This window comes from Sphingopyxis sp. PAMC25046 (assembly GCF_004795895.1).
Taxonomy (GTDB): Bacteria; Pseudomonadota; Alphaproteobacteria; order Sphingomonadales; family Sphingomonadaceae; genus Sphingopyxis.
The window spans coordinates 3,347,564-3,368,702 of the sequence record NZ_CP039250.1 but is presented as its reverse complement, the minus strand read 5'-3'; the positions used below and the strand labels follow the sequence as shown (position 1 = coordinate 3,368,702).

General features: G+C 66.3%; 28 protein-coding genes. 22 read left to right on the top strand and 6 right to left on the bottom strand.

Going from position 1 to position 21,139, the window contains the following annotated elements:
• Nucleotides 1-241 precede the first annotated feature (241 nt).
• From E5675_RS15925 to E5675_RS15865, 13 genes are all read left to right on the top strand, one after another.
• Nucleotides 242-2,281: a conjugal transfer protein TraG gene (locus tag E5675_RS15925; RefSeq protein ID WP_136175388.1), complete on the top strand. Its 2,040-nt coding sequence runs from the start codon at nt 242-244 to the stop codon at nt 2,279-2,281.
• Entirely contained in the window at nt 2,278-2,700 is a 423-nt protein-coding gene (locus E5675_RS15920; protein WP_136175387.1) for a CopG family transcriptional regulator, read from the top strand. The genes E5675_RS15925 and E5675_RS15920 overlap by 4 nt, the downstream gene beginning before the upstream one ends.
• Complete coding sequence (gene trbB / locus E5675_RS15915) at nt 2,697-3,686, top strand: P-type conjugative transfer ATPase TrbB (protein ID WP_136175386.1); 990 nt, start codon at nt 2,697-2,699, stop codon at nt 3,684-3,686. The genes E5675_RS15920 and trbB overlap by 4 nt, the downstream gene beginning before the upstream one ends.
• Nucleotides 3,677-4,024, top strand: coding sequence for a TrbC/VirB2 family protein (locus tag E5675_RS15910; protein ID WP_136175385.1), 348 nt, complete (start codon nt 3,677-3,679; stop codon nt 4,022-4,024). Before trbB ends, E5675_RS15910 begins: the two co-directional genes overlap by 10 nt.
• Nucleotides 4,021-4,281 carry a VirB3 family type IV secretion system protein gene (locus E5675_RS15905; RefSeq protein WP_210727548.1) on the top strand — a complete coding sequence of 87 codons (261 nt, stop codon included), beginning with the start codon at nt 4,021-4,023 and terminating at the stop codon, nt 4,279-4,281. Before E5675_RS15910 ends, E5675_RS15905 begins: the two co-directional genes overlap by 4 nt.
• A complete protein-coding gene (trbE, locus tag E5675_RS15900) occupies nt 4,275-6,731 on the top strand; it encodes a conjugal transfer protein TrbE (RefSeq protein ID WP_136175384.1) in 2,457 nt (818 codons plus the stop codon). The genes E5675_RS15905 and trbE overlap by 7 nt, the downstream gene beginning before the upstream one ends.
• A 2-nt stretch (nt 6,732-6,733) precedes the next feature.
• Entirely contained in the window at nt 6,734-7,450 is a 717-nt protein-coding gene (gene trbJ, locus E5675_RS15895; protein WP_168707895.1) for a P-type conjugative transfer protein TrbJ, read from the top strand.
• A gap of 114 nt (nt 7,451-7,564) precedes the next feature.
• Nucleotides 7,565-8,887: a P-type conjugative transfer protein TrbL gene (trbL, locus tag E5675_RS15890; RefSeq protein ID WP_136175382.1), complete on the top strand. Its 1,323-nt coding sequence runs from the start codon at nt 7,565-7,567 to the stop codon at nt 8,885-8,887.
• Between the two features lie 3 nt (nt 8,888-8,890).
• Entirely contained in the window at nt 8,891-9,679 is a 789-nt protein-coding gene (trbF, locus tag E5675_RS15885) for a conjugal transfer protein TrbF (RefSeq protein ID WP_136175381.1), read from the top strand.
• The gene (trbG, locus tag E5675_RS15880; RefSeq protein ID WP_136175380.1) at nt 9,676-10,500 is read left to right on the top strand and encodes a P-type conjugative transfer protein TrbG; all 825 of its coding nucleotides are present in this window, start codon (nt 9,676-9,678) and stop codon (nt 10,498-10,500) included. The genes trbF and trbG overlap by 4 nt, the downstream gene beginning before the upstream one ends.
• Complete coding sequence (locus E5675_RS15875) at nt 10,497-11,744, top strand: TrbI/VirB10 family protein (RefSeq protein WP_247594655.1); 1,248 nt, start codon at nt 10,497-10,499, stop codon at nt 11,742-11,744. The genes trbG and E5675_RS15875 overlap by 4 nt, the downstream gene beginning before the upstream one ends.
• On the top strand, nt 11,744-11,953 hold the full coding sequence (locus E5675_RS15870) for a DUF2274 domain-containing protein (protein ID WP_136176526.1): 210 nt from the start codon (nt 11,744-11,746) through the stop codon (nt 11,951-11,953). The genes E5675_RS15875 and E5675_RS15870 overlap by 1 nt, the downstream gene beginning before the upstream one ends.
• Nucleotides 11,954-11,957: 4 nt before the next feature.
• Entirely contained in the window at nt 11,958-12,182 is a 225-nt protein-coding gene (locus E5675_RS15865) for a helix-turn-helix domain-containing protein (protein WP_136175379.1), read from the top strand.
• Nucleotides 12,183-12,315: 133 nt separating this feature from the next.
• On the opposite strand, the gene E5675_RS15860 is transcribed toward E5675_RS15865, so the two are convergent.
• Nucleotides 12,316-12,693, bottom strand: coding sequence for a hypothetical protein (locus E5675_RS15860; RefSeq protein ID WP_136175378.1), 378 nt, complete (start codon nt 12,691-12,693; stop codon nt 12,316-12,318).
• A 386-nt stretch (nt 12,694-13,079) separates the two neighbouring features.
• Between E5675_RS15860 and E5675_RS15855 the strand changes: the two genes are divergently transcribed.
• Nucleotides 13,080-13,313, top strand: coding sequence for a hypothetical protein (locus tag E5675_RS15855; RefSeq protein WP_168707894.1), 234 nt, complete (start codon nt 13,080-13,082; stop codon nt 13,311-13,313).
• Between the two features lie 155 nt (nt 13,314-13,468).
• Here E5675_RS15855 and E5675_RS15850 read toward each other — a convergent pair whose 3' ends face one another.
• Nucleotides 13,469-13,741, bottom strand: a complete 273-nt coding sequence (locus E5675_RS15850; RefSeq protein WP_136175376.1) for a hypothetical protein — start codon at nt 13,739-13,741, stop codon at nt 13,469-13,471.
• A 200-nt stretch (nt 13,742-13,941) separates the two neighbouring features.
• Here E5675_RS15850 and E5675_RS15845 point away from each other — a divergent pair, with 200 nt between their 5' ends.
• Nucleotides 13,942-14,496: a dienelactone hydrolase family protein gene (locus E5675_RS15845; RefSeq protein WP_247594654.1), complete on the top strand. Its 555-nt coding sequence runs from the start codon at nt 13,942-13,944 to the stop codon at nt 14,494-14,496.
• Nucleotides 14,497-14,866: 370 nt separating this feature from the next.
• A complete protein-coding gene (locus E5675_RS15840; RefSeq protein WP_136175374.1) occupies nt 14,867-15,424 on the top strand; it encodes a type 1 glutamine amidotransferase domain-containing protein in 558 nt (185 codons plus the stop codon).
• A gap of 434 nt (nt 15,425-15,858) precedes the next feature.
• Here E5675_RS15840 and E5675_RS15835 read toward each other — a convergent pair whose 3' ends face one another.
• Nucleotides 15,859-16,737: a GNAT family N-acetyltransferase gene (locus E5675_RS15835; RefSeq protein ID WP_136175373.1), complete on the bottom strand. Its 879-nt coding sequence runs from the start codon at nt 16,735-16,737 to the stop codon at nt 15,859-15,861.
• 112 nt (nt 16,738-16,849) lie between these two features.
• Between E5675_RS15835 and E5675_RS15830 the strand changes: the two genes are divergently transcribed.
• From E5675_RS15830 to E5675_RS15820, 3 genes are all read left to right on the top strand, one after another.
• Nucleotides 16,850-17,275 (top strand): hypothetical protein, encoded by a 426-nt coding sequence (locus tag E5675_RS15830; RefSeq protein ID WP_168707893.1) that lies wholly within the window; start codon nt 16,850-16,852, stop codon nt 17,273-17,275.
• A 327-nt stretch (nt 17,276-17,602) separates the two neighbouring features.
• Nucleotides 17,603-17,845: a hypothetical protein gene (locus E5675_RS15825; protein ID WP_136175371.1), complete on the top strand. Its 243-nt coding sequence runs from the start codon at nt 17,603-17,605 to the stop codon at nt 17,843-17,845.
• 136 nt (nt 17,846-17,981) lie between these two features.
• Entirely contained in the window at nt 17,982-18,290 is a 309-nt protein-coding gene (locus tag E5675_RS15820; RefSeq protein WP_136175370.1) for a hypothetical protein, read from the top strand.
• 84 nt (nt 18,291-18,374) lie between these two features.
• Here the strand turns inward: E5675_RS15820 and E5675_RS15815 are convergent, their stop codons facing one another.
• Entirely contained in the window at nt 18,375-18,809 is a 435-nt protein-coding gene (locus tag E5675_RS15815; protein ID WP_136175369.1) for a GFA family protein, read from the bottom strand.
• A 132-nt stretch (nt 18,810-18,941) separates the two neighbouring features.
• Here E5675_RS15815 and E5675_RS15810 point away from each other — a divergent pair, with 132 nt between their 5' ends.
• From E5675_RS15810 to E5675_RS15800, 3 genes are all read left to right on the top strand, one after another.
• Nucleotides 18,942-19,121, top strand: a complete 180-nt coding sequence (locus tag E5675_RS15810; protein ID WP_136175368.1) for a DUF3606 domain-containing protein — start codon at nt 18,942-18,944, stop codon at nt 19,119-19,121.
• A gap of 3 nt (nt 19,122-19,124) precedes the next feature.
• On the top strand, nt 19,125-19,379 hold the full coding sequence (locus tag E5675_RS15805; RefSeq protein WP_136175367.1) for a hypothetical protein: 255 nt from the start codon (nt 19,125-19,127) through the stop codon (nt 19,377-19,379).
• A 256-nt stretch (nt 19,380-19,635) separates the two neighbouring features.
• Nucleotides 19,636-20,031, top strand: coding sequence for a nuclear transport factor 2 family protein (locus tag E5675_RS15800; protein ID WP_247594653.1), 396 nt, complete (start codon nt 19,636-19,638; stop codon nt 20,029-20,031).
• 13 nt (nt 20,032-20,044) lie between these two features.
• Here the strand turns inward: E5675_RS15800 and E5675_RS15795 are convergent, their stop codons facing one another.
• The gene (locus E5675_RS15795; protein ID WP_136175366.1) at nt 20,045-20,641 is read right to left on the bottom strand and encodes an alpha-ketoglutarate-dependent dioxygenase AlkB; all 597 of its coding nucleotides are present in this window, start codon (nt 20,639-20,641) and stop codon (nt 20,045-20,047) included.
• Nucleotides 20,638-21,054: an SOS response-associated peptidase family protein gene (locus tag E5675_RS15790; RefSeq protein ID WP_136176524.1), complete on the bottom strand. Its 417-nt coding sequence runs from the start codon at nt 21,052-21,054 to the stop codon at nt 20,638-20,640. The genes E5675_RS15795 and E5675_RS15790 overlap by 4 nt, the downstream gene beginning before the upstream one ends.
• Between the last annotated feature and the right edge of the window lie 85 nt (nt 21,055-21,139).

Here is a 21,139-nt window from a genome sequence, read left to right as displayed (position 1 = left end):
GGTTCGGGTGGCAAGGGGTGGCCGAGGGCGGCTCGCGCGCTATTCGGGCGGTTTGGAGGGTAGGCAAGAATGTCACGCCGGCTCGCGGCGGAAGGGCGGACGCGTAGGGGCGATCGCGGCGGCGGTCCCAAAACAGCCCCGATAATCAGCCGGTCAACTCCGACAGCCACTGTAATCTGACCGGACAGGATGGGAATTTGCGTTCTCAGCCCCGGGCATGGTGTCCGGGCGGGAGCGCGTCATGACCCCGACCAAATTGCTCATCGGACAGATATTGATCGTGTTCGCGATCGTTATCCTCGGCGTCTGGGCCGCCACCCAGTGGGCGGCGGCCATGCTCGGGTTCCAGCCCGAACTCGGAGCGCCCTGGTTCGTGATCGGCTCGCTCCCCGTCTATCGGCCCTGGGCGCTTTTTTCATGGTGGTATCATTATGAGGCCTATGCGCCGCACGTCTTCGACAAGGCGGGGGCGCTAGCGGGCGCGAGCGGTTTTCTCGGCTGCGGCGCGGCGATCGGGGGTTCGCTATGGCGCGCCCGGCAGAAGGGATTGGTCACGACCTACGGCTCGGCGCGATGGGCAAAAGAGCGGGAGGTCGATGCCGCAGGGTTGCGCGGCGATGCGGGCGTCTTTCTCGGTTCGCTCGGCGGCCGCTATTTACGCCATAGCGGCCCCGAACATGTCATGGCCTTCGCCCCGACGCGGAGCGGGAAGGGCGTCGGGCTCGTCGTCCCGACCTTGCTCAGCTGGACAGGCTCGACGGTCGTCCACGATATCAAGGGCGAGAATTGGCAGCTGACGTCGGCGTGGCGGTCTCGCTTCTCGCATTGCCTCTATTTCGATCCCACCGACGCGCGTTCGGCGCGCTATAATCCGCTGCTCGAGGTGCGGAAGGGCGTACACGAAGTCCGCGACGTCCAGAATATCGCCGATATTCTCGTCGATCCGGAAGGCGCGCTCGAACGGCGCAACCACTGGGAGAAGACGAGCCACGCTCTGCTTGCCGGTGCGATCCTCCACATCCTTTATGCCGAGGAAGAGAAGACGCTGGCGCGCGTCGCGACCTTCCTTTCCGATCCGTCGCGGAGTTTCGCTTCGACGCTCGTGGCGATGATGCGCACAAATCATCTCGGAACCAAGGATAATGTCCTCGTACACCCGGTCGTCGCGTCCGCAGCGCGCGAGCTTCTCAACAAGAGCGAGAACGAGCGCTCGGGCGTGCTCTCGACCGCCATGTCGTTCCTCGGCCTCTACCGCGACCCGACAGTCGCCGCGGTCACCGGAGCGTGCGACTGGCGGATCGCCGACCTCGTCGCCGCCGAGCGGCCGCTCTCGCTCTATCTCGTCATTCCGCCCTCGGATATCAGCCGCACCAAGCCGCTCGTCCGCCTGATCCTCAACCAGATCGGGCGGCGGCTGACCGAGAAGCTCGACGATCGCCGATCTACCGTGCGCCGCAACGAGCTGCTGCTCATGCTCGACGAGTTCCCGGCGCTCGGGAGGCTCGACTTCTTCGAGACGGCGCTCGCCTTCATGGCGGGCTATGGCATCCGGGCCTTCCTGATCGCGCAGTCGCTCAACCAGATCTCAAAGGCCTATGGCGAGAACAACGCCATCCTCGACAATTGTCATGTCCGTGTTGCCTTTGCGACCAACGACGAGCGGACGGCGAAGCGCATTTCGGACGCGCTCGGCACCGCGACCGAACAGCGGGCGATGCGCAACTATGCCGGGCATCGGCTCGCGCCCTGGCTCGCTCATGTCATGGTCAGCCGGCAGGAAACCGCGCGCGCGCTGCTGACGCCCGGCGAGGTGATGCAGCTGCCGGCAACCGACGAACTCATCCTCGTCGCGGGCTTGCCTCCGATCCGCGCGAAGAAGCTGCGCTATTTTGAGGATGCGAACTTCAAGACGCGGCTCGGGGCGCCGCCCGCGCTCGGCGACAGCGGTTACGCAGATCGACCCCCAGCGCGGGGCAACGACTGGACCGGCATAGTCGCTGACGTCGTGACGACACATGAAGCTGCTGAAACCGTGGAAGAGGGCCAGGTGGTCGAGGATGGCGGCGCGCAGCAGGCGCGCGAGCCCGAAATCGCCGATGCGGCCGCGCCGCCGCCGAAGCCAGAAAAAGCTTCCAACCCGCTCGGTATCGACGACGATGTCCATCCCGCCGCCGACAAGAAACTGATGGACCGCGCGCGGCCGCTTGCGCCGGTGCTCATCGGCCATACCCTCGATGAAGCCGTCTCGCACAAGGGCGAGCAACTGGGGCTCGGGCTATGAACGCGCGCAGCAGCATCTCGCGCGGCGGTCAGGTCCGGCACCAGCTTTACATGAGCGCCGAGCTCAGCGAGCGGCTTGCCGCGCTCGCGAAGAAACCCGGCGTCACCATGTCGTCGATTCTCGCCGAGGCACTTGGCGCCTGGCTCGACCGCAAGGGCGTCAGCGAATTGCAGGAGCGCTTCGGCGTTCGGCTCGACAATCTCAGCCGTGCTGTCGCGCGCATCGAGCGCAACAGCCAGATCGAGATCGAAATACTTGCTTTGCTCGCGCGCTACTTGCTCACATCGATCCCGCCGGTTGCCGAGGGCGACGACGTCGGCCGCGCGCAGGGGCGCGAGCGTTTCGAATGGTTCACGATGAAGGTCGCCGAAGCCTTCCGCGACGGCCGCGGCAGTTTCGGTGTCGAGATGGGCCAATGAGCGCGGGCGAAGCCACCGAACGCCGACGCACGATGCTGTGCACCGCGATGGGTCCGGCGATCGAGGCGGCGCTGTCCAACGCGCATGTTCTCGAGGTGATGGTGAACCCGGACGGCGCGCTCCGTGTCGATGTTCTCGGAGAGGGGCGCGTCGACACGGGGGTCCGCATGGCGCCCGAACAGGTCGAGCGGATCATCCGCCTCGTCGCGTCGCACGCGCGGACCGAAGTACATGGCGCGGCGCCGATCGTCTCGGCCGAACTGCCGCCGCACGGCGAGGGCGCGGGTGAGCGGTTCGAGGGCCTGTTGCCGCCGGTCAGCCTCGCGCCCTGCTTCTCGATCCGCAAGCCCGCGGCGCGCGTCTACACGCTGCTCGATTATGTGAACGCCGGCATCGCGAGCCCCGAAGCCGCGCGGCTGCTGTCGCTCGGCGTCGTCGAGCGGCTCAACATTCTGATCGCCGGCGGCACCAGCTCGGGGAAGACGACGCTCGCCAACGCGCTGCTTGCCGAAATGGCGACGCTCGATGAGCGGGTCATCCTGATCGAGGACACGCGCGAGTTGCAATGCCCCGCGGCCGACCGGGTCGAGCTTCGGACACGCACCGGTGCGGTTTCGATGGCCGATCTCGTTCGCTCGACGCTGCGCCTCCGGCCCGACCGCATCATCGTCGGCGAGGTCCGCGGCGCCGAGGCGCTCGACATGCTCAAGGCCTGGAACACCGGCCACCCGGGGGGGATCGCGACGGTCCACGCCAATAGCGCCGCCTCGGCGCTCACCCGCATCGAACAACTCGTCCAGGAAAGCGTCGTCACCGTGCCGCGGCGGCTGATCGCCGAGGCGATCGACCTCATCGTCTTCGTCGCCGGACGCGGCGCCGCGCGGCGCATCTCGGGCGTAGCGCGCGTCGAAGGCGTGACGCCGGAGGGCGACTACGCGCTGACCGAAATCCCCATTCAACCTGAAGGAGAAGTGCCATGCCCCTGATTGCGCTTGCTTTGTCCCGCGCCGCCATTCGGTCAGCGCAGCGCCTGCTGCTTGTCGTCGGCCTCGCCTTCGGCCTTGCCGCGGGCGCGCTTGCCGCCGGTTCGGGCATGCCGTGGGAAGAGCCGCTCCAGCAGGTCCTGGAATCGGTGCAGGGGCCCGTCGCGAAGATCATCGCGGTGATCATCATCATCACGACCGGCCTGACTTTGGCCTTCGGCGAAACCTCGGGCGGCTTCCGCCGGCTGATCCAGATCGTGTTCGGGCTGTCGATCGCCTTTGCTGCGTCGAGCTTCTTCCTGTCCTTTTTCAGTTTCGGCGGCGGGGCGCTCGTCGCGTGAGCCGGATCGAGGGCTTCGAGGCGCCGATCCACCGGTCGCTCGCCGAGCCGATCCTGCTCGGCGGCGCGCCGCGCGGCCTCGCGATCGTCAACGGGACGATTGCGGCCGCGATGGGGCTCGGCCTCCAGCAATGGATCGCCGGGCTCATCCTCTGGGCCTTGGGCCACACGCTGATGGTGTTCGCCGCGAAGCGCGATCCCGATTTCGCGCCCGTGCTGGCGCGACACCTCCGCCAAAAAGGCACTTTCTCGTGCTGAATATCTCCGAATATCGCACCCGCACCGACCGGCTCGCCGATCATCTGCCATGGGCCGCGCTCGTCGCGCCGGGCATCGTCCTCAACAAGGACGGGAGTTTCCAGCGGAGCATCGCGTTTCGCGGGCCCGATCTCGACAGCGCGACCGAGGTCGAGCTCGTCGGTGCCTGCGCGCGCGCCAACAATATGCTGAAGCGGTTCGGCACGGGCTGGGCACTTTTCTTCGAGGCCGAACGCGTTGCGGCGCTCGGTTATCCGGACAGCGAATTTCCCGATGCCGCTTCATGGCTCGTCGATGCCGAACGGCGGGCATCGTTCGAGGATGTCGAGCATTCGCATTTCGAGACCCTATATCATCTGACACTCGTCTGGATGCCCGCCGCCGATCAGGCCGACAAGGCGCGGCGAATGGTGGTCGAGCGGCCTGAGGCGGAGAAGGGGGCGCGCGACTGGCGCGAGGCGCTTGCGCGCTTCGAGGCCGAGAGCCTGCGCGCGATCGATCTCATGGCGACTTTCATGCCCGAGGTCCGGGCGCTCGATGACAACGAAACGCTGACCTATCTCCACAGGGCGGTATCACCGCATCGGCACCGCATCCGTATGCCCGAGACGCCAATGTATCTCGACGGCTTTCTCGCCGACACGGTGCTGACGGGCGGGCTCGAGCCGATGCTCGGTGACCGACATTTGCGGACGCTGACGATCCTCGGCTTTCCGTCGCTGAGCCGTCCCGGAATATTTGACGCGCTGAACCGCGAGGATTTTTCCTATCGCTGGACGACGCGCTTCATCGCGCTCGACAAGAGCGATGCGACTTCTGCGCTCACGAAGATGCGGCGGCAGTGGTTCAACAAACGCAAGTCGCTCTCGGCGCTGCTCCGCGAGGTCATGTACAACCAGCCGGCGCAGCTGCTTGACAGCGACGCCGATAACAAGGTCGTCGATGCCGATGCGGCGCTGCAGGCCCTCGGCGGCGACCATGTCTCATTCGGCTATCTGACAACCACGATCACCGTGTCCGATACCGACCGGGGGCGCGTCGACGAGAAACTCCGCGCGGCAGAGCGCATCCTCCATTCGCTGGGATTCACGGCGATCCGCGAGAGCGTCAATGCTGTCGAGGCGTGGCTCTCGTCGCTGCCCGGCCATGTCTATGCCAACGTCCGGCAGCCGCTCGTCCATAGTCTCAATCTCGCGCATTTGATGCCGTTGTCGTCGGTGTGGGCAGGGCCGGTACGTAATACGCATCTCAACGGCCCGCCGCTCTTCTATGCCGAAACGAGCGGCTCGACGCCGTTCCGCCTGTCGACGCATGTCGGCGACGTCGGGCATATGATGATCGCGGGCCCGACGGGTGCGGGGAAGTCGGTGCTGCTCGCGCTCATCGCGCTCCAGTTCCGGCGCTATGCCGGCGCGCAGCTCTATATCTTCGACAAAGGCTGTTCGGCGCGCGCGGCGGTTCTCGCGATGGGCGGACGGCATCATGCGCTTGGGCGTGACGAGGCGTCGCTCGCGTTCCAGCCGCTGCGCGGCATCGACCGCGAACAAGAGCGGAGCTGGGCCGCCGACTGGGTCGCGGGGCTCGTCGCACACGAGGGCGTCGCGATTACGCCCGACGTCAAGGATGCGATCTGGTCGGCGCTGCGCAGTCTGGCGACCGCGCCGACAAGCGAACGGACGCTCACAGGCCTGTCGCTGCTGCTCCAGTCGAATGCGCTCAAAGCCGCGATCCAGCCCTTCACGCTCGAAGGTCCGCACGGGCGGCTGCTCGACGCGGCAGAGGACGGTCTCGCGCTCGGCGGACTTGAATGCTTCGAGACCGAGGCGCTGATGGGGCAGACGAGCGTCGTCGAGCCGGTGCTCTCCTATCTCTTCCATCGCCTCCAAGCCCGCTTCGACGGGCGGCCGACCCTGCTTATTCTCGACGAGGCCTGGATATTCCTCGACAATCCGCTCTTCGCCGCGCGCATCCGCGAGTGGCTGAAAGTGCTGCGCAAGAAAAACGTCGCGGTGATCTTTGCGACGCAAAGCCTCGCCGACATCGCGGGAAGCAGCATCGCGCCCGCGATCATCGAGAGCTGCCCGCAGCGTATCCTGCTTCCGAACGACCGCGCGGTCGAGCCGCAGAGCCGCGCAGCCTATGCCGCCTTCGGGCTCAACGACACGCAGGTCGGGTTGGTCGCGCGCGCGGCGCCCAAGCGCCACTATTATCTCCAATCGGCACGCGGAAACCGCCTTTTCGAGCTTGGCCTCGGGCCGATTGCGCTCGCGCTGTGCGGTGCGTCCGACCCCGCCACGCAGGTCCGGATCGACGCGATCCTAGCCGAACATGGCGACGCCAACTTCGCGGCGCACTTCTTGCGCGGAGCCGGCCTCGATTGGGCTTCCGAGCTGCTCCCCGACTTTCCCGGCTCTCCCACCTCCGACCTCTTGCCCCCCGAAGGAGAATGAATGTGAAGACGATCATGATTGCCCTGGCTGCGGCCGCCCTCGCTCCCGCGACGATCGTGGCGGTCATCCCCGCGCAGGCCATGCCGGTATTCGACCAGGCGAATTATTCGCAGAATTTGCTGACCGCGGCGCGGACGCTCCGGCAGATCGACCAGCAGATTCGCCAACTCCAGAACGAAGCGCAGATGCTGGCGAATATGAACAAGCATCTGAAGCGCGTCGACTTCCCCGAGCTTCAAAAGCTCAAGGACAATCTCGCGCGCGTCGACGCGCTGATGGAAAAGGCCGAAGGCATCGACTTCGGTGTCGACCAGCTCGACGCGCGCATGTCTGCGCTCTTCCCGAAAAACTTTTCCGGCTCAACCCGGACCACGAGGGTCGCGCAGGCGAAGGTGCGGCTCGAGGCGGCGATGGCGTCGTACCGCCGCACGCTCGCCGTCCAGTCCAGGATCGCCGCCGACGTCAAGGAGGATGCCGCGTTGCTCGCCGAGGTCGCAGCGCGGAGTTCTGCGGCCGAGGGCAGTCTGCAGGCGCAACAGGCGACCAATCAGCTCCTCGCGCTCGCCGCCAAGCAGCAGATGCAGCTCCAGCAGATGATGGCGGCCGCCTATGAGGCCGACATGCTCGACCGCGCCCGCGCCGCGCAGAGCGAGCAGGAAGCGCGCGAGCGCATGGGCCGCTTCCTTGGGGACGGCAAGGCCTACACCCCGATCCGCTGACCAGCGAGACGAGCGGGGCAAGTCTGCCCCTCTCTTGGCCCGCCGTTCGCCGCGGGGTCTCGATTGCTCCGCCCGAGACCCCGCGGACCTTTCATCCCTTCGAAAGCCCGACCGATGGACGATCTCAATGTCATCGACCGCTTCATGGAAGCCTTCATCCGCTACATCGACAGCGGTTTCGGGCTGCTCGGCGGCGATGTCGCGTTCCTTACCAGCATATTAATCGGGATCGACATCACGCTCGCAGGGCTTTTCTGGGCGATGGGCGGCGAGAATGACGTCATCGCAAAGCTGCTGAAAAAGATCCTTTATGTCGGCGTCTTCGCTTTCATCATCGGCAACTTTGGGGCGCTTTCCGATATCATCTTCCGTTCCTTCGCGGGGCTGGGCATCACCGCCGGCGGTGGCTCGATCTCGGCGGACGACCTTCTTAAGCCCGGACGGCTTGCCGGCGCGGGGTTCGAGGCGGCGCATCCGCTGATCGACCAAATCAAGGAGCTGCTCGGGCCGATCGATTTCTTCACCAACTTCCTCGAGATCGTAGTGCTGCTGATCGCCTGGATCCTCACGATCCTCGCCTTCTTCATTCTCGCGATCCAGCTTTTCATCACGCTGATCGAATTCAAGCTCACGAGCCTCGCGGGCTTCGCGCTGATGCCCTTTGCCCTCTGGAACCGGACCGCGTTTCTTGCCGAGCGCGTGCTCGGCAGCATCATCTCGTCGGGCGTCAAGGTGATGGTGCTCGGGGTGATCGTCGGGATCGGCTCGGGTTTCTTTCCCGATTTTCTGACCGCGATGGCGGGCTCCGAGCCCGATGTCGAGGAAGCCATGTCGCTTGCGCTCGGTGCTCTCGCCCTGCTCGGGCTCGGCATCTACGGGCCTGGCATTGCATCGGGCCTCGTCGCCGGTGCGCCGCAGCTCGGCGCGGGCGCTGCGGTCGGAACTGTCGCGGCGGCTGCGGGCACGATGATCGTCGCTGGCGGCGCGGGCATGGCGGCCGCACGCGCCAGCGGAGGTGCTGCGCTCGGCGCCGTCCGCGCCGGGACGTCGATGGGCGCCGCGGCATCGACGTCCTACAGGCTCGGGCAGGAAACATCGGGATCGCAGACGGTGGGCGCCGGTCTCTCGGGCGTCGCGACCGCGACCAAGGGCGCGGCCGCCCATGCCGCGCGCCGCGGGGCGAACTCGCTCGGGATCGGCGAAGCTGCGGCGGCCGGGCGAGATGCCGTCTGGAATGCCGGCAATCAGAGCAAGGGCCCGGCTTCGCAGACATCGAACGCGGCGGCCGCAGGTCCGGCGGCCGCCCCCGCGTGGGCGACCGATCTCAAGGCCGACCAGCGCCGCCGTTCGGCGCGGCAGGCGGCCGCCCATGTGATTTCCGACGGGAGCCGCGGCGGCAGCGGCGCGAGCCCCGATATCGCCGAGAAGGAGGATTGAGAAATGCAATTCAAACGAGCAGTGCAGCGCTACGGGCGGACGCCCGAGCCGGTCACACCCTATCAGCGCGCTGCGCAGGCGTGGGACGAGCGGATCGGCGCCGCGCGCGTCCAAGCCCGGAACTGGCGCATCATGGCCTTCGGTGGGTTGCTCCTGTCCTGCGGGCTCGCCTCGGGCCTTGTCTGGCAGTCGGTGCAGAGCCGCGTCACACCCTATGTCGTCGAGGTCGACCGGCTCGGCGAGGCGCGCAGCGTAGCGCCCGCGACGGAGAATTATGATCCGACCGACCCGCAGATTGCGTGGGCGCTCGGGCGTTTCATCGCCAATGTGCGAGGCATCTCCCTCGACCCGGTGCTGATGCGCGCGAACTGGCTCGCCGCCTATGATTTCGCGGGGGAACGCGGCGCACTGTTCCTCAACGAGTTTGCGCGCAGCTCCGATCCCTTTGCGCAGGTCGGGGCGCGCTCGATCTCGGTCGAAATCACCAGCGTCGTGCGCGCTTCGCCGCGGTCCTGGCAGGTGAAATGGAAGGAACGCGCCTATGAGCGCGGTAGCCTCGCCGCCTCCTCGCGCTGGACCGCGATGCTGACCGTCAAAGTTAAGCGGCCGCGTTCGGCCGATGTCCTGCGCAAGAACCCGCTCGGCCTCTATGTCGAGGCGATCGACTGGAGTCGCGAATATGAGCGCGAGGAGCGATCGCGCGACTCTGCGATTACACCGCTGCAGCCGCCGGACGAGCCGGTCCCCGGCATCGCTTCCGTTCCCGCAATTTCCGAAGGAGCCCAGCCATGAGATGCGCCTGCTTGATCCTTGCCGCTGCCGGTGCCGCGGTCCTGACCACATCCGCGAACGCCGGTCCGGGCCCGGTCGAGCGTGTCCGCGCGGCAGCGGCTGCCGCGGTCAAGGAGCCGCGCACACAGGATTATCGCGGTGCGATCCAGAACTATGCCTATGTCGAGGGCGCGGTCTATCGTCTCGTCACCGCGCCCGAGTATGTCACCGACATCGCGCTCGAGCCGGGTGAGACGCTTGTCGCGGTCGCAGCCGGCGACACCGCGCGCTGGACCGTGGGCGACACGACGAGCGGGGCGGGGGAGGCGCGGCGCGTCCACATCATGATCAAGCCGCTCGCGCCCGGCCTCGCAACGAACCTGATCGTCACCACCGACCGGCGCGTTTATCATATGGCGCTCGCGAGTACCCAGCGAGCGGCGATGGCAGCGGTCTCCTGGACCTATCCGAACGACAGCCTGCTTGCGATCGAGCGCGCCGCGAGCACGACACGCGTGGCGGTAGAGGCGCGTCCGGCAATCGACCCGGTCGGCCTCGACTTTGGTTACAAGATCCGCGGCGACAAGCCCGCCTGGCGACCCTTGCGCGCGTTCGACGACGGGCGGCAGGTCTATATCGAGTTCCCGGCGACACTCGGGCAGGGCGAGGCGCCGCCATTGTTTGTGACCGGCGAAGACAATGGTCCGGAACTCGTCAACTACCGCGTCAGGGGGCGCTTCTATGTCGTCGACCGGCTTTTCGACCGTGCCGAGCTCCGCCAGGGGACGAAGCGCCAGACGGTCGTGCGGATTGTCCGTACCTCTTCGGGAGCCGGTCGGTGAGCGCGCCCGACGTGCCGAAGCAGGATAGCGGCGAAGAGGCGGCGCCTGAGGGCGCCGCCGCGCCGCCCGATCCCGCCGCGCTTCCGCCTGCGCCGGTGCCGCCCAAGGTCGATCCACAAAGCCTGGTCCTGCGGGGGAGCCCACGCCGCGTTGTGCGTTTCCGCCGCGAGTTGATCATCGGCATCGCCGGCGCCGGCGCGCTCGCGATCGCTGCCACCGCCTGGTTCGCGCTGGGGCCCGCATCGTTCGAGCTTGCCGCGAGCGGCGATGAGATGTTCGAAGCGAAAGGGGCCCGTTCGCCCGAGGTGCTTGCAGCGGCCCCGGGCAGCTATGACGCGATCCCGAAGCTTGGGCCGCCGCTTCCCGGCGATCTCGGACGCCCGATCCTCGAGCATCAGCGCAAGCTGGCGGGCGAGGGCGACCTTCCGCCGGTCGATCCCGCCGTCGATGCGGCGGCCGTTGCGCGCGAGCGGGCGTTGGCCGACCAGGCCGCGGCCCGCCAGTCGGCGGTGCTGATGCTCGGCGGTCGGGGCGGCGCGGCCGACCGAGCCGGACCCGGCGCTGCGCCCTCGGAGGAAAAGCCGGGCGAGGCGGGTCCGGGCTCCCCCGGCAGCGCTCCGGCGACCAGCCATGCCGTCGCCGCCGATGAAGTCAGCGCGCACCGCATCCGGCCGCCGGCATCGCCGTGGATCGTCAGCAGCGGGAGCATTATCGCGGCGAACCTGGTGACCGGGCTCGACAGCGACCTGCCCGGCATCGTCGTCGCGCAGGTGAGCGAGAATGTCTATGACAGCATCACCGGGCGCACGCTCCTTATCCCGCAGGGCGCGCGGATTCTCGGGCGCTACGAAAGCAATGTCGCTTTCGGCCAGCGCCGCGCGTTCGTCGCGTGGCAGCGCATCATCTGGCCCGACGGATCGTCGCTGACGCTCGACAACGCGCCCGCGAGCGACGCGGCGGGATATGCGGGGCTCGCCGATAGGGTCGATTTCCACAGCTGGGCTTTGCTCAAGGGCGTCGGGCTCGCGACGCTGCTCGGCGTCGGCACCGAACTCGGCTTCGGCGGCGGCGAGAGCGAACTCGTCTGGGCGCTGCGCGAGTCCGCGCAGACGGGCGGTGCCCGCGCCGGCGACCGGATCGCCCAGCGGAACCTCGACATCCCGCCGACGATCCGCGTCCGACCCGGTTGGCCGCTCCGCGTGATCGTTCACCGCGATCTCGTCCTTGTACCATGGAGGCCATGATGCCCGATCTTAAGTTGCCGAAAATCCCCGATCGCACCCCGATCAAGATGACGATCCAGCTTCTTCCCGAACTCGCTGAAGCGCTCGGCGCCTATGCCGCCGCCTATGAGCAGGCCTATGGGAAGGCCGAACCGGTCGGCGAACTCATCCCGTTCATGCTGGCGGCCTTCCTCGAGAGCGACCGTGCCTTTGCGCGGGCGCAGCGGTAGCGGCGTGGCCGGCACGGAAAATGGCCTGCCGGTCGGCGGCGACCGGTTCATCACCGTCGAGGATTTTGCGCGCATCGCGCGCGTGTCGCGGCGCACGATCGATCGTTATCGGCGCGACCGGGCGGCCGGTTTTCCGAAGGAATATGACATGAGCCGCGGCAAGATACCGCGGCCCCGGTTCAAGCTCGCCGATGTCCTTGCATGGATGGACACGCGCGCGCTCTGGTGAGGGCGTGAGAATTTTTGTGACCTGTCGGGATGAGACTGCGAACGATGATGGGGCGGAGTGCGGTTTTGCGGGTCTTTCGGCGCCTGAATTTTGCGACACGCGGATTCGCCGTCGCAGTCGAGATTGAGCTGCATCAGGGTTTCCAGCGCGCGGGTTCGAGCATGACCGCGACCGGCGGATCGACCGGCTCCCAGCCATGGTCGGCGATCACGTCGTTGCTTTCCTTGGCCTTGCGCCGCTCGGCCAGCGACCAGGTGAGGTGAAAATGGCTACCGTCGCCGCGCTCGCTTCTGCCGCCGATCGCCACGACGAGCGCCTGCACACCCGCGCCGTCGTCCGCCTCGCCGATGACGACCCCGGCATGCTCGGCCGGGAGCTCGGTCCCGGAATCGGTGCCGTAACGGAGCGTCACATGATCGGCGACGACCTTTTCATAGCGGGGAGGGAAGCGCATCAGCAGCGCCTGACGATCGGCTTCCGGTAGCTGCCAGCCGGCAATGCTGCGGCTCATGCTCTAATCCTTTTCACGCGTGAGGCGTTCACGCTCGCGGCGCATATCGCTTCGAGCAAAGCCGTACGCGACATTGCCGATTGCTGCCGAAGAGTTCGTTCAAGAAACCCGGCGCTGCAGAGAAGGATGCGAGCTGCCCTACCGAGGCGGCGAATAGGAGGGTGGGAACCGCCTTTGGAGCCTCGCGAACGCAAATTTCGCCAGATTTCGAGAAAGGGCGAGGGAATCCGGCGGCGCTGTGCTATAGTCGTCGACTGACTGCGGCCCCACCCTAGATCGGCTTCTCGTGGTTCCGGCATTATCCGCAGTCCCGTTGTTACGGTTGGCCGATCGAATAAATGCCGTGAGTCTGGTAGCGCTTGCTCTCGACACCAGAGGAGCACCTCGTGCATCCCTATCATCTTATCCTGAAGAACGTCGACTCGTCCGAGGCGCGGCGCGTCGACTTTCGGGCGTCGAGCCCGGACCATGCGTTCCAGATCGCCCGCAACGAGCAAAGCGGCGTCTTTGTCGAGCTCTGGAACGGCGCCAGCCTGCTCGCGCGTATGACGAAGGCAGCCGAAAATATGTGGCAGCTCCTCCCTGTCGAAGGCGGGCGACCTGCGAATGCGGTGAGCTGAAACGGGCTCGTGACGGCAGAAAAGGTAGAGCCCCGCAGCACAAAGGCGGCGGGGCTCTCCTGAAGTCCGATCCTGAGACCGGGACTTGCAAGTGGAATACGCCTGCGCGAAGGATTGGTTCCCTCAAGGTCCCGGCCATTCAAAAAATACCGGGCTTACGCGCCCGCCGGCGGAGCGCCGGAATGCCCTTCCATCGCGGCATCGATCATGGCGCGAAATATTCCGCCGACGTCTTCGCTTGGGCCTTCGCCCGCTTTGCGGGCACCCGCGCCGACCATGCCGGGATCGGGCTCGCGCAGCGCCATGATGGCCGCCCAAGCCTCGGGTAGATAATCCCACCAAAGCGGTTTGCCGTCCATCGTCGCATCGGGTGGATGGGCATCCAGTTCGCAAAGCGCACGGGCGACTCGTTCGAGGCCGGTCGTCATGAACGGAGGATAGCATAAGTCCCGGTCATCGTGTCCTTGCGGTTGCCGAGTTGACTGCTCGTGCCCAAATGGGCCGGCACAGGCATGGGAAAGAACGCGTTTTGAAGATCGTGAATGGTGCAAGTCTGCAGCCCCGGTCAGGGGCTCCCCCAAAGAAACTTGTCCTGCTGCTGCACGGCTTCGGGTCGAGCGGCGCCGACATGATTTCGTTCGCGCCGCAGTGGCAGGAAGCTCTGCCCGACACCTTGTTTCTCGCGCCCCATGCGCCGCAGCGCTGCGGCATGATGGGGGCGGGTTATCAATGGTGGGGACTTTCCGGTTTCGCGCCGTCCGCGCTCGCGGCGGGCGCGGCCTCGGCTGCTCCGGCGATCGACGCCTTCATCGATCGCAAGCTCGCGCAATATGGCCTCAGCGAGGCCGACCTCGCCATCGTCGGCTTCAGCCAGGGAACCATGATGGCGCTTCACGTCGGGCTGCGGCGACCGCGAGCCGTGGCTGCCGTCGTCGGCTATTCCGGCATGCTGGCAGGGACGCTCGGACTGAGCCACGGAGACCTCCCGAAGCCCCCCGTGCTTTTGGTGCATGGGACGGCCGATCCGGTGGTTCCGATTGCCGCGCTGCACATGTCGGAGAGCGAGCTCAAGCGCCTCGGCGTCGAAGTTACGACCCATGTTTCCTACGGCGTCGCGCACAGCGTCGACCCCGTCGGCCTTCGCCTCGGCCGGGATTTCATAGCGGACGCTTTCGCGCGATAGTCCGATTTCGGGGCCGGAATATCGTATCGACCGCGAGGGACGATGCGTCGGTCGGTCGGACGGGGTGTGGTGTCGGCGATTTCGGGAAGGCGGACCGGGGTGGAGCGCGGCGGATGAGCGTGCTCGGGCGGCGGCAGGCGCCACCCGGGGCCGCGCTAGTGTTCCCGCGCAGGCACATTTGGGCTCGCTTTCCTTGCGGAGCGATGGCCGACCCGCTGCACGCGCCCGCACGCCGCCCCGCTACGGGCTGGCGAAGAGTGCATTGTGTCCGGCCCTTCGGGCCGCGCACCGCGTTACGGCGCTTGATTGGCCGGGAAGGGGAAACAACCGGGGCGCTCGGGCATTGTTCGGATAGCAAAGGAGCATATCCATGACCGACGCCCGCCTTACCGATCGCCGAATTCTTATCATCGCCGCCGACGGATTCGAGCAATCCGAACTGGAAGTGCCGCGCGACCGGCTCGAGGCGGCCGGCGCCGAGGTCGACATCGCCTCGATCGAAACCGGCGAGATTACCGGCTGGGACGAGGACGACTGGGGCGCGGATGTCGAGGTCGATCTCAAGATCGCGCACGCGAATATCGACGAATATGACGCTGTCGTACTTCCCGGCGGCCAGATCAACCCCGACCTGCTTCGCGTCGAACCCGATGCGATCGGGCTCATTCAGGGCTTTGCCGAAGCAGGGAAGCCGGTTGCGGCCATCTGTCATGCGCCCTGGCTGCTCGTCGAAGCGGGGCTCGTCTCGGGGCGGCGCATGACCAGCTACAAGTCGATCCGAACCGATGTCGCCAATGCCGGCGCGGAGGTCGTTGACGAGGCGGTGGTCGTCGATGGCAATATCATCACGAGCCGCTGTCCCGACGATCTTCCGGCTTTCTGCGATGCGATCATCGAGGCGTTGGCCGAAGCCAACGCGCCCGCCTGACGGGGCTGTCAATCCGTCCAGATGCTTCCGCCCGTGACCGGACCTCTATGCGGATTAGGTACGCTCCGCATCGAGAGCCGGACTTCGTGGGCGCTCCGGTCTGGATGTCCCGCTCCATGCCGTCGGGATAGGCGCCGACGACGGCAAAATGGCCGCTCGCGCCGACCCGGCAATGGCCGGGGCGACCGGAAGGATGGAGGTATCTCCGGCGGCCACCTCGACCTCGTACCCGCCCGGCCGCCGAGAAGGAGCGTCGCGGTCCCGGCAAACACTCCGAGCGCTTCGTGCGTCGCCGAATGACAATTGATGATAGTCGAAGATCGTGTCGCGCCGTTGGGGCGGCCCGCCATGATCGGCGAGCAGGTTCGAACAGTTAGGCCGCGGGCTGGCCGTCGGCCTTTACCGCACTGCGGTAGAGGATCACCGGCAGCTTCTCATCGTTCGGGACGCGGCCCTTGCCGCGCAGGATGAGGCATTCTTGCATCGTCATTTTTAGGCTTCTCCTTCAGGGTGCGGGCGAAGCGATAGCTCGTCTCGTCGAAGTCGAGCTTGCGGAAGAAGCCGTGCGCGCTGCGGATCTCGATGTCGCTCATCGCCTCCATGGTCGTGCACCCGGCCTTCGCCGACAGCGCGGCCGCCTGTTCGACCAGCATTGTGCCGATGCCCTCGCGGCGATGCCGGTCGGCGACGAATAATGTCGCAATCCGGCCGGCGGGCGGACGGTGGAGCGCGGGGACGGGCAGACAGGCGATGCATCCGATGACCTCGCCGCGTTCGGCCACCACCACCCCGCCGCCCGCCTTGTGGCAGGCCGCAACACGGGAGGCCGCGACGCCTTTGTCCTTCATGCCGAGCAGTCGGTCGAGTGCCGGACCATCGCTCGGCTTGGCGAGCCGAAATCGCAGCGGCGGCACCGCCGCTTTGGCCTTGGGCTTCGGCCTCTCCTTCGCCGGCGCGGGCGAATGTGGAGACGGCGGCTTCGCAGGCGCCTTCGTACGCCGCGATCTTTCAGGTGCGGGAGATAAAGCGGGAGGTGGCGCTTTCGCAGATTTCGGCTTTTTCGATTTTTGCGCGGGCGCGGCGGCCGAGCGTTTCCAAAACTCCATCTCGCTGCGGCGCAGAAACGCCTCGATCTCCTCCGCGCTTGCGCCGAGCCCATCTTTGCCGACGCCGAGGACCGGCTTTCCCTCGGGATCTGTGAGGCCGAACTTGCCATAGTCGCCCTTGCCCGGCGTTCGCACGCGCGACGCCAGCAGCCGGAAGCCGCGGTGGGTTGCAGCTTCGCGAAGCGCGGTGACGACGGGATCGGCCATGGTCTCAAGACTCCAGGGCGGCGGCTTTCGTTCCGGTCGAGGGCTGGCGTGCAATGGGTCTTGATCGCTGTTGCCGCCCGCGGCAAAATTCGCGCTGATCGAGGGGAAGAGGATGCCGCAGAGCAGCTGTCTCAGTCCGCTTTGCGGCGAGCAAACGCCCTATATGGCCACGACCTGCCCCGTGTGCGGGCGCGCGGCCTTCGGCGATGCGGAGCTGGCGCGCCGGGGATGGCACGTCGTGCAGCTCGCCGCCATCCAGTCGCTGGTGATGGCGGCCGCGATATGGATGCTCGCGCCGAACCTTGTTGCGGCGCTCGCGGGCGCGCCGCTCCGCAATCCCGCGGCAACCGCCGGGAATGCGAGCCTCGTCATCGTCGTGCTCGGAGCGATGCTGCTGATGGGCCTGGCGGTCTTCGTCAGTGGCATCCGGATGATCCGGGGGCGCTCGAGCCTATGGAGCACCCGCGCCGCCATTCTGTTCTTCCTCGCGGCGCTGTTTGCGATCGCGGCCTTTATCCTGCGCGCCTATCTCCTGTGATGGCGGCAGCGCCCGGAAGCTGATCCAGATCAAATCTCGCCCGAAATGCGGCCGTTCTCGAACTTGTCCTCGCAACTTCGCCACCAGGGGCGCGTCTCTTCGCTAGAATGCGAGGAGATGCGTGATGGACAGACCTGATGGACGTGACGATGGGACGCAAAGCGGACCCGGCGAGCAGATCCGGCCGAAGGACCCCGCGCCGCGTGCCGACGAAAGGGGTGGCCGCGATACATCGCTGCCAGGCATTCCGGGCGATAGACGCCCGCCCGAAGACGATCTTGCCCGGCAGGATCGCGTGAAATCTTCCCCCTCTGAAGGAGGCGATAAATGACGAAGTTCCGCAAGGTGGGCGACGTCCCGACCGAAAAAACGAAGAACCCGAACATCTCCACCGAGAACCAGCCCGAGGGCGCGGCGCGGCGTCCGAGCGACACGCTCGACCGGGAACCGAAGCGCGACCCGGAAAGCGGCGGAAGCATCCCCGCCAATTACAATCCCGAAAGCGGGACGCGCGTTGGCGAGGAAGACGATACCCGGGCCGGGCGTGAGGGTGAGGGACAGCCCCGCTGACATGGCTGAGCCCTGGGGCGGGGATGTTCTTGACCTGGGTTAACTCCGTTGCGTGTTTTCGTCTGGCGGAGAACCGGCAGCGGAACAACGGGCAATCGGCGGACGTCTCTTGGTCATCCCAAGCAGGAGAGTGATCGTGGCAGACGAACGGAAAGGCGAACGGCAGGGCGGCCCAGGCGAAAACCGCGGCAGTCAGGCTCAGCAGGGTCAGCAGGTTAGCCGCCAGCAAGGCGAAACCAATGCCGGCCAGATCCAGCAGGATCGCGGACAGCAGAAGCAGGACCTCAACCCGGCCCAGCAGAATCAGGGCCAGCAAGGCGGTTCGCAGCAGGGCGGAAGCGACAACAGCAATCGCCAGCAGGAACAGCAGGAACAGCAGGACGCCGAGCACCGCAACGAAGGCGAAAGTCGCGTCAGCGATCCGGACATCGGCCAAGGCAACTGAAACCCACGGCGACTCCTTCGCCGCTTGTCGGGCCGCACGATGTGCGGCCCGGCTTTTTATTGTCGGCATCGCAGAGGCCTGAGGTCAGGCCTCGGTCTGTCCCGGCTCCAGCCCGCGCGTCGCAGGGCGCAGCGCATCGTATCGCGGCAGCCCGTCGTTAGGGAGCGCCCAAGGCGGAGCCGCCGCCGCATAAAGATGGAATTCGGGCGCGACCGCTTCCGGATCGTCGAGCGAACCCACCGCGATATCGATTTCGTCCGGCTGATGGCGGACATGGATGGTCAGAGGAGCGCCGCAATCGAAGCAACAGGTGCGCGACCCAAAAGGCGTCGAACGGAACTGACCGAAACTATCCTCGCCGCGTTCGATGTGAAAGGCGCTGAGTGGAACCGTGGTGAAAATCATGCCGCCGGTGCCGGACACCCGCTGGCAGATCCGGCAATGGCACCAGCCCGTGTCATAGGGGTCGACCTTGAGCCGATAGCGAATGGCGCCGCAGGCGCAGCCGCCTTCCAGCATATTTCTCTCCTGTGCATTTGCAACGACACAGACCCTTGGGTGTAGACGCGCCACACCCCGCCGCGTTCCTTGCGTCTGTCGGCGGCGCAACTCGCGGGAGTCGCATGCGTTGCCCCTTGAAGGAGTGACATCATGGCAGATGGCAAGAATGAGGTGGGCGCGGCCGATCGCGCGCGGATCAGCTTTCGCGAGGATTATGAAGTGCGGGATTGGACCAAGGCGCTCGGCGTGAGCGAGCAGGAGCTCCGCGAGGCCGTAGACGCGGTAGGGAATTCGGTGGACGCTGTCCGTGCTTATCTCAACAAGGGCTGACCCATGTCTGCTGGCGATGCGATCTGGGACCAGCCCGCCACGCTGACCCGCAAGCACGAAGAGCGGGAGGGCGTCGAGCTGCCGCCATTGCCCGAAGAGGAGGCCGCGCCGCGTCCGCTCAGGGAGATATTGCCGGCCTTTGTTGCGGCTTCGCCTGCGGAGCGCCAGCAGTACCGCCTCATCCTCGAAAATGGGCAGGCCTTCTCTGCCGATGATATTTCCGAACTTCTGCAGCGCCCGGACTCGCCTTTTCGATAAATGGGGTGAATGGTTTTTCGGCGGGAACTTAAACATTTGTCCGAGGTTTTTGCGGGCAGGAACGCCTGAGATGAACCATGACACTCCCTCCGATTCCCGCAAGGCGCGCCGCGTGACAGCGCCAGTTCCGCACCCGAGCTGGCGGCACGGCGAGCCGCGCTCGCGTGAGAAACGGAAGGCGCTCAGCGCCGACGAATTCTGGGAGCGGCTCGGTATCTGAAACGCGCCAGCGCGCTGGCCATGCGATAGCGTGGATATGGAAAGGCGAGACCTGCTGAATATGGATGCGATCACCGAAGCCGAAGCCGCGCTGCGTTCGGCCATGCTCGCTGGAGATGTCGCGGCGCTCGACGCGCTCCTCGAGGACACGCTCTGCTTCACCGATCAGGATGGCAAGCGCCTGTCGAAGAGCGACGATCTCGCGGCGCACCGCTCGGGCCTGCTCCGGATCGAGACGATCGAAGCGGTGGCGTCGCCCGACATACATATTCGCGGCGACAGCGCGACGGTCTGCGTGACCGTGGATCTCGCGGGCTTTTATGATGGTGCGGCCTTCTTCGGGCGCTTCGCTTATTCGCGTGTCTGGTATCGCGAAGCGGGGCGCTGGCGCGTGGTGCTTGCGCATTGCTCGGCTCTTCCGGCGACCGGCTGATTTTAGGCTTTTCTCAGCGGAGGCTACGGAAGGTGATCGACCAGCGCCGCGCACCCATCGCCGCGATGCTATGTTCCCATTCGTCGCGGATTTCGCCTGCGAGATGATAGATCGAACGCGGTGCGAGTTCGGCGCTGGCGCGCTCGAACTTGTCGCCCTTGCGCCGGCGGAAGCGCATGGTCGCGGGGGCTCCGAGCGAGACGCCCACGACATGTTCGAATACGGGGCGGTCCTTGTGCCAACCGATACCGGCGCCGACGCCATATTCGATCATCAGAACCTGCTCGAGCGCGTCCGGTGCCAGCTCGGCGAAGGCTGCGGCGCGGGCGCGGAGCGGCTCGATCCAGTCGGGGACCGGATCGCCGGGCGCGAAGCGGCCCGTCTGGAAATCATAAGTCCAGCCGAAGGAGCGCGTCAGCCTTTTGCCCTCCCATTGCTGGAACTGGAACGGCGTGAGGCCGGCGCTTTGCATGCGCGCGATCGCCTCGCGTTCCTCCTCGGCGGTGAGCACGGCCTCGCCATAAGCGAGCCCGGGAAGCGAGGGGCCGAAAAGATCGCCTTGATGGGCTGCGCGAGCGCGCGGGGGATGGGCGAGGTCCTCGATATTCATAGGGGCAGGTCGGCCTGCGCGCGCAGCGGCTCGACGAAGAAACTGTGGCGCGGCGGCTCGGTGAAGAGCTCGTCGTTGGAGCGCGTGCCATCGAGCCAGTGCATCACGTCGCGGCGGTGGACGATGACGCCATGGCGCGACTGATAGGGGATGACGTCTGCGCCCGCAGGCATGGTCAGAATGCGATAGGAGAGCGGCCAGTCGGCGAGCGGCGGATCCCAGATTGCGGCGAGGTAGAAGAAATTGCCGCTGTCGAGCGTCACTCGGTAGCGGTGGTCGCCCGTTCCCATCCGGAACTCGGATGCTGGGATCAGGCAGCGGCGGCTCGGGAAGGCGCGGCCTTCCGATCGCACAAAGCGATAGTTGATGCCGTCTGCGAAGCGCGGATCGCTTCCCCAGACCGCCTCGACCATTTCGATCTCGCTTTCATCTTCGGGATTGCGTCTTATGAGCGCTCGGCGGGCGCCATCCGGGGCATCGGGATCGAAAGGGGTTGGC

Bases quoted from the DNA above. Each gene is read 5' to 3' on its own strand.
- trbL (WP_136175382.1), top strand. From the start codon at position 7,565: ATGGACGATCTCAATGTCATCGACCGCTTCATGGAAGCCTTCATCCGC.
- E5675_RS15920 (WP_136175387.1), top strand. From the start codon at position 2,278: ATGAACGCGCGCAGCAGCATCTCGCGCGGCGGTCAGGTCCGGCACCAG.
- E5675_RS15790 (WP_136176524.1), bottom strand. From the start codon at position 21,054: ATGGTCGAGGCGGTCTGGGGAAGCGATCCGCGCTTCGCAGACGGCATC.
- trbG (WP_136175380.1), top strand. From the start codon at position 9,676: ATGAGATGCGCCTGCTTGATCCTTGCCGCTGCCGGTGCCGCGGTCCTG.
- E5675_RS15860 (WP_136175378.1), bottom strand. From the start codon at position 12,693: ATGAGCCGCAGCATTGCCGGCTGGCAGCTACCGGAAGCCGATCGTCAG.
- E5675_RS15850 (WP_136175376.1), bottom strand. From the start codon at position 13,741: ATGACGACCGGCCTCGAACGAGTCGCCCGTGCGCTTTGCGAACTGGAT.
- trbB (WP_136175386.1), top strand. From the start codon at position 2,697: ATGAGCGCGGGCGAAGCCACCGAACGCCGACGCACGATGCTGTGCACC.
- E5675_RS15800 (WP_247594653.1), top strand. From the start codon at position 19,636: ATGGAAAGGCGAGACCTGCTGAATATGGATGCGATCACCGAAGCCGAA.
- trbF (WP_136175381.1), top strand. From the start codon at position 8,891: ATGCAATTCAAACGAGCAGTGCAGCGCTACGGGCGGACGCCCGAGCCG.
- E5675_RS15805 (WP_136175367.1), top strand. From the start codon at position 19,125: ATGTCTGCTGGCGATGCGATCTGGGACCAGCCCGCCACGCTGACCCGC.
- E5675_RS15830 (WP_168707893.1), top strand. From the start codon at position 16,850: ATGCCGCAGAGCAGCTGTCTCAGTCCGCTTTGCGGCGAGCAAACGCCC.
- E5675_RS15815 (WP_136175369.1), bottom strand. From the start codon at position 18,809: ATGCTGGAAGGCGGCTGCGCCTGCGGCGCCATTCGCTATCGGCTCAAG.
- E5675_RS15825 (WP_136175371.1), top strand. From the start codon at position 17,603: ATGACGAAGTTCCGCAAGGTGGGCGACGTCCCGACCGAAAAAACGAAG.
- E5675_RS15795 (WP_136175366.1), bottom strand. From the start codon at position 20,641: ATGAATATCGAGGACCTCGCCCATCCCCCGCGCGCTCGCGCAGCCCAT.
- E5675_RS15870 (WP_136176526.1), top strand. From the start codon at position 11,744: ATGCCCGATCTTAAGTTGCCGAAAATCCCCGATCGCACCCCGATCAAG.
- E5675_RS15845 (WP_247594654.1), top strand. From the start codon at position 13,942: ATGATTTCGTTCGCGCCGCAGTGGCAGGAAGCTCTGCCCGACACCTTG.
- E5675_RS15925 (WP_136175388.1), top strand. From the start codon at position 242: ATGACCCCGACCAAATTGCTCATCGGACAGATATTGATCGTGTTCGCG.
- E5675_RS15835 (WP_136175373.1), bottom strand. From the start codon at position 16,737: ATGGCCGATCCCGTCGTCACCGCGCTTCGCGAAGCTGCAACCCACCGC.
- E5675_RS15810 (WP_136175368.1), top strand. From the start codon at position 18,942: ATGGCAGATGGCAAGAATGAGGTGGGCGCGGCCGATCGCGCGCGGATC.
- E5675_RS15840 (WP_136175374.1), top strand. From the start codon at position 14,867: ATGACCGACGCCCGCCTTACCGATCGCCGAATTCTTATCATCGCCGCC.
- E5675_RS15910 (WP_136175385.1), top strand. From the start codon at position 3,677: ATGCCCCTGATTGCGCTTGCTTTGTCCCGCGCCGCCATTCGGTCAGCG.